General features: G+C 64.7%; 9 protein-coding genes. 2 read left to right on the top strand and 7 right to left on the bottom strand.

The window, feature by feature from the left end; translation table 11 throughout:
• Nucleotides 1-82 precede the first annotated feature (82 nt).
• A complete protein-coding gene (locus JWQ89_RS03590; RefSeq protein ID WP_299638474.1) occupies nt 83-280 on the top strand; it encodes a hypothetical protein in 198 nt (65 codons plus the stop codon).
• A gap of 187 nt (nt 281-467) precedes the next feature.
• Here the strand turns inward: JWQ89_RS03590 and JWQ89_RS03585 are convergent, their stop codons facing one another.
• The 5 genes from JWQ89_RS03585 to JWQ89_RS03565 form a co-directional block, all read right to left on the bottom strand.
• Nucleotides 468-1,322: a carbohydrate ABC transporter permease gene (locus tag JWQ89_RS03585; protein ID WP_299638507.1), complete on the bottom strand. Its 855-nt coding sequence runs from the start codon at nt 1,320-1,322 to the stop codon at nt 468-470.
• 41 nt (nt 1,323-1,363) lie between these two features.
• Complete coding sequence (locus JWQ89_RS03580; RefSeq protein WP_299638472.1) at nt 1,364-2,287, bottom strand: sugar ABC transporter permease; 924 nt, start codon at nt 2,285-2,287, stop codon at nt 1,364-1,366.
• A gap of 68 nt (nt 2,288-2,355) precedes the next feature.
• The gene (locus JWQ89_RS03575; RefSeq protein ID WP_299638470.1) at nt 2,356-3,633 is read right to left on the bottom strand and encodes an ABC transporter substrate-binding protein; all 1,278 of its coding nucleotides are present in this window, start codon (nt 3,631-3,633) and stop codon (nt 2,356-2,358) included.
• Nucleotides 3,634-3,827: 194 nt separating this feature from the next.
• Nucleotides 3,828-4,913, bottom strand: coding sequence for a sn-glycerol-3-phosphate ABC transporter ATP-binding protein UgpC (gene ugpC / locus JWQ89_RS03570; RefSeq protein WP_299638469.1), 1,086 nt, complete (start codon nt 4,911-4,913; stop codon nt 3,828-3,830).
• A gap of 208 nt (nt 4,914-5,121) precedes the next feature.
• A complete protein-coding gene (locus tag JWQ89_RS03565) occupies nt 5,122-7,863 on the bottom strand; it encodes a glycoside hydrolase family 2 TIM barrel-domain containing protein (protein ID WP_299638467.1) in 2,742 nt (913 codons plus the stop codon).
• A gap of 161 nt (nt 7,864-8,024) precedes the next feature.
• Here JWQ89_RS03565 and JWQ89_RS03560 point away from each other — a divergent pair, with 161 nt between their 5' ends.
• A complete protein-coding gene (locus JWQ89_RS03560) occupies nt 8,025-9,053 on the top strand; it encodes a LacI family DNA-binding transcriptional regulator (protein ID WP_299638465.1) in 1,029 nt (342 codons plus the stop codon).
• On the opposite strand, the gene JWQ89_RS03555 is transcribed toward JWQ89_RS03560, so the two are convergent.
• Entirely contained in the window at nt 9,016-10,059 is a 1,044-nt protein-coding gene (locus JWQ89_RS03555; protein WP_299638463.1) for a hypothetical protein, read from the bottom strand. The two genes, JWQ89_RS03560 and JWQ89_RS03555, sit on opposite strands and share 38 nt — an antisense overlap.
• Nucleotides 10,025-10,363: family 43 glycosylhydrolase (locus tag JWQ89_RS03550; RefSeq protein WP_299638462.1), on the bottom strand; the 339-nt coding region annotated here is incomplete at its 5' end. The genes JWQ89_RS03550 and JWQ89_RS03555, both read right to left, overlap by 35 nt.

The raw sequence follows: 10,363 nt of genomic DNA, 5'->3' as shown, positions 1-10,363 counted from the left end.
TGCCTCCAATCTTAGCTGCTCTATTCACCCTATGCTCGCACCTCTTGCTTATCAGAGGGGGTCATCAAATAGGAGACATGACATGAAGAGACGCGAATTGATGACGATCGTGTCGCTTGCAGCGGGCCTATCCCTCGGCCTGTCTGCAGCGCCTGCGCTCGCCGGCAAGATCTCTGCCGTCCAGCACGCTGAGCCCCAGGGGTTCATAAAGTCCGGTAACCCCCATGCTGCCGGGGGCCTTGACAACCCCGGCAAGGGCAACCCGTTCAACATCTACTGACGAACCGAAATGGCCGGCCCCAGGGTCGGCCGTTTCACCATTCGGCTTCCGGTCCAATACCGGGGCTCCGGTGCGACGAAGCGAGCCAATGTCCGGCTCCACGATTGAGGTACCCGGTGTCAACCCGGTGATGTAACCGTCCCGGGCACTGGTCCGAAGGCGCGGGCGGCGCTTGCTGGTGCCTCGATCAGCCCTTGATGCCCGCCGACAGCATGATCGCCTCGGTCACCTTGCGCTGGAAGATCAGATAGACGATCGCCACCGGCAGGCCGGCCAGGATGGCGCTGCCGAGGTCGCGGGCGTACTTGACGCCGAACGCATCGGTCACTTGGGTGATGCCGACCGTCACATTCATCATCTTCTCGTCGGTGACGGCGAGGAACGGCCACAGGAACTGGTTCCAGGCGCCGATGAAGGTGATGATCGCGAGCGCAGTGGTGATGCCCCAGTTCATCGGCAGGTAGAGGCGGAAGAACATCTGGAACTCGTTGGCGTTGTCGATCTTGGCCGCCTCGCGCAGCTCCTTGGGCACCGAGTCGAAGAACTGCTTGTAGATGATCACGGTCACCGGCCCGTAGACCAGCTGCGGCAGGATCACGCCGAGCCAGCTGTTGAACAGCTTGAACTGGCTGATCAGGACGAAGTGATTCACGATCAGGGCGGGGATGGGGATCATGAAGCTCGCGAGGATTACCCACCACAGGATGCGGCGGCCCGGGAACTTCAGCTGGCTGATGGCATAGCCTGCTAGCGCCGACATCAGCACGACGCACACCGTCACCGAGCCGGCGGTCACCAGCGAGTTGATGTACCAGGTGCCGATCTTGGTGTTGAACAGCACGTGGGTATAGGCATCGAGGGTGAAGCGTTGCGGCCACAGCGCGATGCCGGGCTGGACGATGTCGTTCTCGACCTTCAGCGTCGTGACCAGGGCCCAGTACAGCGGGAAGGCCCAGAAGATCGCACCGAGGAAGGTGACGATGGTGGCAATCAGCCCCGCGATATCCAGCGCCTTGATGATCCTGCGCTTGCGCGGGCTCATGCCGACGACTTCGCCGGCGGCCGGGGTGGTGGCGACTGAGCTCATTTTTCACCTCGGGCGCGAAGCATCTGGAACTGCAGCACGGAGAAGATGACAATCACCGCGAACAGGACGACCGCCACCGTGGCGCCATAGCCGCCATTGTTCTTCTGGAAGGCGCTGCGATAGATCAGCTGCACCAGGCCCATCGTTGCATCGGAGCGGCCGCCGTTCCCGAACAGATAGATCTGGTCGAAAATCTTGAACTGCGCGATCAACTGGATGGTTAGCACAAGCACCGTTACCGGCCAGATCAGCGGCCAGGTGATGCGGGTGAACTGGCGCCACCGCGATGTACCGTCGAGCGCAGCCGCCTCGTAAATCTCGGGCGAAATGTTCCTCAGCCCGGCAATGAACAACAGAATGTTGAAGCCGATGGTCCACCAGATGGTGATGAAGGCCACCGCCGGCATGAACAGGGGCAGGGTGCGGAACACCGGCACGTTTTCGCCGACGAACAGTGCGATCAGCGGCTGCAGGATGCCGAACTGGCTGTCGAACATCCAGCCCCACACACGGAACACCACCGACACCGGCAGGATGTAGGGGATGAAGAAGCAGGCGAGGATCACCGACTGCGTCCAGCCCTTCAGCCGGTTGATCCCGACTGCAATGGCGAGAGCCAGCATGGTCGAGGGCACCACGGTCAGGACCACGAAATAGACCGTGTTCCAGAACGCCACGCCGAACAGGCGGTCCTTGAACAGCTTCTCGTAGTTGTCGAAACCGATGAAGGTGCCCGCCCCGATGAGCGGGGCCTTCTGGAAGCTGAGCCAGATCATCTGCAGCGTCGGGTAGATGAACATCACGGCATAGACGACGACAAAGGGCAGAACGAAGATCAGCGCCGCCAGCACTTCGGTGCGGTTGAAGCGTTTCTTGCGTGCCGGCGCTGGCACGTCGGTGGCGGTATCGGCTGCTGACATTGGTTCGGACCTCCCCTTCCAGTCCCATGTCGGCCGGCGCCCGAAGGCGCCGGCCGCAGGTTTGGAGTTTACTCCACCTGCGCCTGCAGGTCGTCGCGCATCTGCTCCATGGCGGACTGCGCATCGATCTCGCCGTTGACGGCGGGCATCAGGTAGTTGCCGGCGGCGTCGTAGACCGGCGAAGCCACGCCGGCGAGGACCGACGAGGGGTCGAACACTGCGGTGTCGGCCAGGACCGAGTAGGTCGCGTTCGGCTGCTTGGTCTTGAACTCCTCGCTGTTGCGGACTGGCGCGTAGGCCGGGATATGGCCGGCGTCGGCCCAGGCGAGCGAGTTCTTGTTCATCCAGGCGATGACCTGCATGACCGCGGCCCGCTTCTCGGGCGAGACTTCCTTGCCGACACGGTTCGGGATCGCGAAGGCGTGGGAGTCGGCCCAGGTGGCGGGATGGTCGAAGAAGGTCGGGAGGGCGATCGCACCCCAGTCGAACAGCTCACCCTTGGCCGCGAGGTCCGTCATTGTCGGGATTTCCCACACGCCATTGATGTGCATGGCCGCCTTGCCGCCGGTGAACAGCGCGATCGAGGCAGGGTATTCGGTCGAGGCCGGAGCGAGACCGTCCTTCACCCAGTCGGCCACCACGTTGACGGCCTTCACGGCCTTGTCGAGGTTGTCGCCGTCGAGGAACTTGCCGTTTTCGTCAAGGAACTTGCCGTCCTGCTGGCCGAGCAGCGAGTAGAAGATGCGCCACTGGCTGTCGCCGGCGGCCGAGTGGATCGACACGCCGTATTCGGCGCCGCCGTCCTTGAGCTTCTGCAGCGCGGCCTTGAAGTTGTCGACGCCGTCGAGCCCGATGGGCAGGCCGTTATCGCCGAGCAGGCCGGCGGCCTTCAGCATGTCCTTGTTGTAGTACAGAACGATCGAGTGGATATCGAACGGGATGGCGTACTGCTTGCCGTCGACCTGGGCGGCCTTCCAGTTTGAATCCGCATAGTCGGCGCTCGACAGGCCGGCGGCGGCGATCTCGTCAGGGGTGATTTCGCTGAGCGCACCCGAGGACACGCCGAGCGGCAGGCGCGACAGGTGATAGGTCATCACGTCGGGACCTTCGCCGATGGCGGCCGAGGTCTGGACCTTCGTATAGAACGGCGTGCCCCATTCGAGGGTGGTCGCCTGAATCTCGATCTTCCCGGCGTTCTCGGCGTTGAACTTCTCGATCAGCGCCTTCATCCGGACGCCGTCGCCGCCGCCTAGGAAGTCCCACCACGTGACGACTTCCTGGGCTTGCGCGAGGCCTGGCAACAGCAGAGCTGTCGACAGCAGCGCCATTTTCAAAAACGACTTCATAACTTCGTTCCTCCCATCTGGTTAGCTCTATGCGCATGCTTCAGGTGTGGACGGTTGCGAACCGTTCCTGTCCCGCACGCCATACGCATTGAGCAGTGGGCGGCCATACGGGACATTATTGCTGACCTATCCTTGATATGGATCAGGAATTCTGATGCATAAGGGCGTGGCTTCTCCTCCTGCCGGTATGCTCCTTAGCCGGCCGCGCTGTAGGCGACGTCGCGCGCGTCGAACAGATGCGCCGAACCGCCGTCGAAGCTGAGCTTCACCTGGTCGCCGACATTCAGCCGCGACATCCCCTCGTCCTCGGCGATCACCACCGAATTGTCGGCCAACCGCACGTAGGCGAGGGTTCTTTCACCCAGCCGCTCGATCACATCGGACTTGCCCGATACCGTTCCATCGGAGTCCACACGGACCGACTCGGGGCGGATGCCGAGAGTCAGCTGGCCGTCATTGGGCAAGTGGGCGGTGGCGATATTAGTCTGGATCTCGGAGTTGTCCGGCAGCTTCACCAGCGCCATCCCGTCGCGGTCGGAGATCTGCTGCACCGGCAGGAAATTCATTGCGGGGGAGCCCACGAACGCCGCGACGAAGCGCGAGGCCGGCCGCGTGTAGATGTCCATCGGCGTGCCGATCTGCTCGATCTTGCGATTGTTCATCACCACGATGCGGTCAGCCAGCGTCATGGCCTCGATCTGGTCGTGGGTCACGAAGACCATGGTGGTCTTCATGCGCTGGTGCAGCTGGGCGAATTCGATACGGGTGCGGGCGCGCAGGCCGGCGTCGAGGTTCGACAGCGGCTCGTCGAACAGAAAAGCCTTGGGATCGCGGACGATGGCGCGGCCGATGGCGACGCGCTGGCGCTGGCCGCCGGAGAGCTGGCCAGGCTTCCTGTCGATCAGATGCTCGAGCTCGAGGGTCTTGGCCGCGGCGGCGACGCGCTTGGCGATCTCCTCCCTAGGCATGCGGATATTCTGCAGGCCGAACGACATGTTGTCGCGCACCGACATGTGCGGATAGAGCGCGTAGTTCTGGAACACCATGGCGACGCCGCGCTCGGACGGCGGCAGCTCGTCGACCCGCCGGTTCCCGATGTGGATTTCGCCGCCATCGATGTCCTCGAGGCCGGCGATCATGCGCAGAAGCGTGGACTTGCCGCAGCCCGAGGGACCCAGAAAGACCATGAACTCGCCCGACTCGATGGTCATCGACACGTTCTCGATGACGCGCACCGTGCCGAACTGCTTGCTGACGTTTACGAGCCTGATGTCGGCCAAGTCGTGCTCCTCCCGGGTCGTCTCCCGCCCGCGCGTCCCTTGAGGATCTCGCGAACCGGCGCTGATGCTATTTCGACTGACAATATTGTCAATCCTGTATCAAACGAACCACATAATTTCATATGTAGTTTCAGTGAGTTAGGCGGAACTGCATCCGCCTTGGCCCCATTTGCGACCTTCTTATCCAGAAAAGCTGATGCACTCTTGGTCAGTCGACCTCCAGGTTTGCCGTTGTCGTCACGAGGCCATCGAACAGTGCAGCGGCCACCGGGTCGATGCCCGGTGCGTCATTGGTCAGGCGGAATGTGGTGGCGACGAGGCCGCCCTTGCCAACGCGGCGGCGGGCGATCGTGGCGGCCGGCTTGTTGATCCAGCCGATCACCACACCGGCGTCGACCAGCCCGTCATATTCCCATGAGCGGAAGCCGGTCAGCACGTGATGGGGGACCACGCGATCGAAGGAGACATCGAGCAGCGGGCCGCCGGGCAGGGTCGCGAATGCTCCCGAGCGCTTGATCCAGGAGAAGTTGGCAATCCAGTCGCCGCGCCACAGCGTGCCATCGCGCAGCACCAGCCCGATATTGGGAAGCTGCGACTCGGCGCCGAGGTGGCGGGCGCGTTCCGTGCCCGCCCGCATGGTCGGCGGCTCGGTACCCGGAGGGTCGAGCCGCAGGTTGCGATGCGTCGGAGCCGAGCCGTCGGCGAGCACGAGATAGCGCGCACCATGGCGCATCGCCTCGATATCGGCCTCGCCAAGCCCGTGCGAGAGGATCAGGTCGGCCGAAGCGGCCTCGGAAACGGTGTAGCCGAGACCCCCGGCGAAGGCTGCGAGCTGGGGGTCTGCCGCCGCGATCCTCGCCGGGCCCGCGCTCCGCCTGGCGTAGACCGAGACCAGGATCTGGTTCCTCGCCAGCAACTTGCCGCCCGCTTCGAGCGTCAATGCGATGGTCGCGACCCGCGTCTCGCCGGAGAGCGTGATCGGAGTGGTGCCGAGATCGGCCACGGCAAGCGCCCCGGTCGCCGGAACGTCGAGCTTGCCACTGGCGCCATCCACCGACCACGTGAGGGTGGCGCCCGCTGGTACCGCCTTGCCGCCGGTCGCGACCTTCAGGTGGAGCGGCGCTGCCTCGCCCGAATAGACCGCGTGGCGCGCGATCTGCGGCACGATCACGGTGTCGGAATTTACCTCGGCGAAGCGGTCGTGGAAGATGCGCGGGTTGCGGTTGATATCGAGCAGGCCGTTGGCCTCCCAGTGCACATCGGTCATCTCGGTGATGACGTAGCCCTGGATCGGCGCGTGGGCGCGCATCGACTCGATCTCGTACTTGAGATTGGCGAACTGGTACCACTGCACCTCGTCGATGAAGGCGTCAAAGCTGCCGAACACCTTGTCAAGGTGATAGGTCGCGAAGCGATTCTGGATACCGTGCGGGTAGGCTGCGCCATCGCCCCAGTTGCCGCCGGTCTCGGCCCACCAGGGTTCCTCGCCCGCCGGGGTCTTGACGTGGTCGGGGTGGGGCAGGCCCCAGACGCCGAACTCGGAGACCACCAGCGGCTCGTCGCCGCGCCGCTCGCCGTCGCCATGGGGCGTCCAGGTCCAGTCGGCGGCGCCGGCGAATTCCTCGGTCAGCCTCTCCCATTCGTCCCGGCGCTCCGGCACCGACTTGTAGTAGTGGTAGTCGTTGATGTCGGTCTTGACGTGGAAGTTGGGGATGCAGGCCGAGTTGTCGACGACGAGGCGGCGCGGGTCCTTGGCTTTCAGCCAGTCATAGGTGTCCTTGAGCCACTGGCGGTGGTCGGCATTCTCGACCAGCCGGGTGCCCCAGTCCTCGTTGATGATGGTCCAGGCGATGATCGAGGGATGGTTGCCGTCGCGCTCGATGATGCCGCTCATGGTGTCGCGCATGCGCTGCGCCGCGGCGGCGGTGAAGTACTGCACGTTCGGAATTTCGGTCCAGATCAGCACGCCAAGGCGGTCGGCGACCTCGTAGTAGCGCGGGTCCGGCACCTTGATGTGGACGCGTAGCAGGTTGAGGCCGAGATGCTTGGCCTTCTTGAGCTGGTCCTCGAGGAATTCGACCGAGGGCGGGGTGCAGATGCCTTGCGGGTAATAGTCCTGATCGAGCGCGCCGCGCAGGTAGAGCGGCTGGCCATTGAGGAAGAACTTGCCGTCCCGGGTCTCGATCTTGCGAAAGCCGAAGCGCTGGGTGGTGATGTCGACCACGGCGCCACCGGCAACCAGTTCGAGCTTCAGCGAATGCAGGTTCGGCGCCTCGGGCGACCAGAGCGCCGGTGCAGCGACCTGCAACTTCAGCGTCGTGCCGGTGGTTTCCGCCGAGACTCCCCCGATGCTGGCACGCACCGTGGCGCCCGCGGCTGCCGGCGAGAGGGTGAGGTCGAGAGTGACTTCGCCGGTGTCGGGATCGGCGCTGATCGCAACCTGCGAGACGTGCCGTTCGTCACGGGCGAGCAGCTTTACGGACTGCCAAATGCCGCCTAGGGGTCCGTACCAGCTCTGCTTGCCATGCGGGATCTCGCCGAACGGGTAGTCCGGATAGGCCTCGGCGTCGCCGCTCGGCAGCGTTACGTGCACCTCCATCTCGCTTTCGGCGGGGGTGTCGGCGGGAATGACGAACTCGAACGGCAGGTAGCCGCCCTCATGGGTGCCCAACACACGGCCGTTCAGGCGCACCTCGGAAAAGTAGTTCACCGCGCCGAACCGCACCGCGATCTCGCGGCCCCGCCACTCGGCTGGAATAGACACCTGGCGGGCGTAGATGGCCTTGCCGGTCGAATGGCGCAGATCGGCGAACTCGGCCTGCCACGGGCCGGGGACAAAAGCTTCCCGCCAGTTCCCCTGGCCTTCGAGACGAAAGCGCCACGTGCCATCGAGCGAAATCTCCGCGCGAGCGCTTGCGCCTGCCTTGGCGGCCGGGGCCTCACCGATCATCCAGTCCTCCCGTATAGCTAATATTTATTAGCAGTTTCGCTATGGCTAGCGATTTTTCCGGGGGATGGCAAGCGTTCGGGGCGCTAATGAGTTTAGCAATCGAGTTGCACACGGGAGGCGCAGGCTGATAATGCTGCGCCTTGAATGCATTGGAGGAACCCGTGGCGAAGCGGCCGACCATGATCGAGATCGGGGAGCGTGCGGGCGTCTCGCAGGCGACCGTATCGCTGGTTCTGAACCGGGTTCCGAACGCCCGCGTGGCGGAGGCGACGCGGGTCCGCGTGCTCGAGGTCGCCGAAGCCATGGGCTATCGCAAGGGCCCGCAGCACCACGTTCCCGAGAACAGGACCCGGGTCATCGGCCTGCTGATCGACGAGGTCACCACCACGCCCTTCGCGACCCCCTTCATCGAGGGCGCACGCGAGGAGGCGGCGCTGCAGGATGTGGTCGTCGCGACTTTCTCCACCAGGGGCGATCCCAAGCTCGAGAGCCTCGCGCTCGACATGCTGCTGAGCAACCAGATCATCGGCGTGGTCTATGCGAGCCTCGTGACCCGGCCGGTCGAAGTGCCGGAGCGGCTGCGCGAGGTGCCGACGGTGCTGCTCAACTGCTACGACAAGAACCGCTACTATCCGTCGGTGGTCCCGGCTGACGTAACCGGCGGCTACGCGGCCACCGAGGCCCTGCTCAAGGCCGGCCACCGTCGCATCGCCCATCTCGCGGGCGAGAACTGGATCGAGGCGGCCGACGATCGCGAGCGCGGCTACCGGCAGGCTCTCGCGTCATGGGACGTGCCCGTCGACGAGAGCCTCATCATGCGCGGCGGCTGGACGGTGAGCGGGGGGCGCGAGCTCACCGCCAAGCTGCTCGACATGCCCATCCCCCCGACCGCCATCTTCGCCTTCAACGACCGCATGGCGATGGGGGCCTGCGATGCGCTGCGGGCCCACGGCCTCAGCATCCCCGACGACATCTCGATCGTCGGCTTCGACGACGAGGACATCAGCGCGCACATGCAGCCGCCGCTCTCGACCATCCTGCTGCCGCACGACGAGATGGCCCGCTGGGCCGTTGGCACGCTGCTCGACGAGCAGTTGCCCGCCGTCTCGCCCCGCCGGGTGAAGATAGAGTGCCCGCTGATCAGCCGCGCCTCTATCGGGCCGGTGCCGGCTCGGGTTGCGGCCGAGTAGCCGCGCGCTTCCGCAGCGTCTCCCACAGATACCAGCCGGCCGTCAGCGCCGCGACGATCGCGAGGGTCACCAACCCGGCCGCAAGCGTCGTACGCACGGGCTTGCCCATCAGGTACCGGGTGAGGAAGAAGCCGAGGTTCGAGAGCACGAGGAAACTCAGCACGTGGCGGCCCGGGGTCAGCCAGACTGCCGGAAGCCGGACCCGGGCGGCCAGGAAGCGGCAGACCGCGAGATAGGCGAGCAGGATCGCCGCCGGCCCGACGATCCACAATATGGTCGGCGGAAAGCGCTGCTGGAACTGGCCGGTCTCGATCGTCACCCAGTAGAGGCCGGCAGTGATCGCAGTTGCCGGTACGAAGTGCCAGGCCCGCACCGGATGGCTGCCGTACCAGATGCCCACCAGGAACCACGGCAGGTAGGCGAGAAGCGGGAAGTTTGCGAACCCGGTATGGCCTACCAGCGTCGGCAGCAGCGGGAAGATCGCGCCGGTTGTGTAGAATGTGGTGGCGAGGCAAAGCAGCGTGGCGGCAACCAGCAGCCAAGGGTTGCGCCCGACCGTCAGGAGGGCAGGGCGCGCCACCAGCGTCACCACCGACAGGACGAAGAACGTCGCGAGGAATTCGCTCCAGCCGAACAGCCGGCGCATGGTGAGGACATCGAGCATCAGCTCGGCATTGAGCGGCTTGCGATCGACCAGCAGCGCGAAGCCGAACGAGGAGGCGTAGACCGCGAGCAGCAACAGCAGCGACGGCCTGACCCGCGCCACCACGCTGCGCGTCCGCCCCTCCGGCTTGGGCAGCCCGAGCCCGATGCCGAAGGTGAAGAGAAACCCCGAAAAGCTCACGAGATTGGCGTACTCGGCGAACATCGCGGCTTCGGGCTTGGCCCGGAAGGTGATGAGCTGGACCACATGGGCGCCGATCATGCCCACGACCAGCACTGTCTTCATCAGGTCGAGATCGGCAGCGCGGCTAGTTGGGGAGGGCATCGAGTTCGGGCCAGCCATCTGAGGTCCAATGCAGGGGTGAGAGCTGGAGTTTAGAGACGCCCAGGTCGTCGCCGTCATAGTAGTGATAGGCGAGCATTTCGCCCTTCGAGGTGACGATTGCTTCCTGCCCCCCGGGGCCGATGAAACGGCCGGTGGAGCCGAGCAGCAGCGAGCCGCCGCCTTCGAGCATCGGCTTGCCGTCGCGATCGAGGTATGGCCCGGTCACCGCATCGGCGCGGCCGACCCGCATGTTGTAGGTGCTGGCGATGCCCTTGCAGCACTGGTCGAACGACACGAACAGGTAGAACTTGCCCGCGTGCTC

Source organism: Devosia sp. (assembly GCF_028290645.1).
GTDB lineage: Bacteria > Pseudomonadota > Alphaproteobacteria > Rhizobiales > Devosiaceae > Devosia_A.
This window is presented reverse-complemented; position numbering and strand designations above follow the sequence as displayed.

Coding starts and splice junctions, on each gene's coding strand:
- JWQ89_RS03590 (WP_299638474.1), top strand. CDS start 83: ATGAAGAGACGCGAATTGATGACGATCGTGTCGCTTGCAGCGGGCCTA.
- JWQ89_RS03585 (WP_299638507.1), bottom strand. CDS start 1,322: ATGAGCCCGCGCAAGCGCAGGATCATCAAGGCGCTGGATATCGCGGGG.
- JWQ89_RS03580 (WP_299638472.1), bottom strand. CDS start 2,287: ATGTCAGCAGCCGATACCGCCACCGACGTGCCAGCGCCGGCACGCAAG.
- JWQ89_RS03575 (WP_299638470.1), bottom strand. CDS start 3,633: ATGAAGTCGTTTTTGAAAATGGCGCTGCTGTCGACAGCTCTGCTGTTG.
- JWQ89_RS03565 (WP_299638467.1), bottom strand. CDS start 7,863: ATGATCGGTGAGGCCCCGGCCGCCAAGGCAGGCGCAAGCGCTCGCGCG.
- JWQ89_RS03555 (WP_299638463.1), bottom strand. CDS start 10,059: ATGGCTGGCCCGAACTCGATGCCCTCCCCAACTAGCCGCGCTGCCGAT.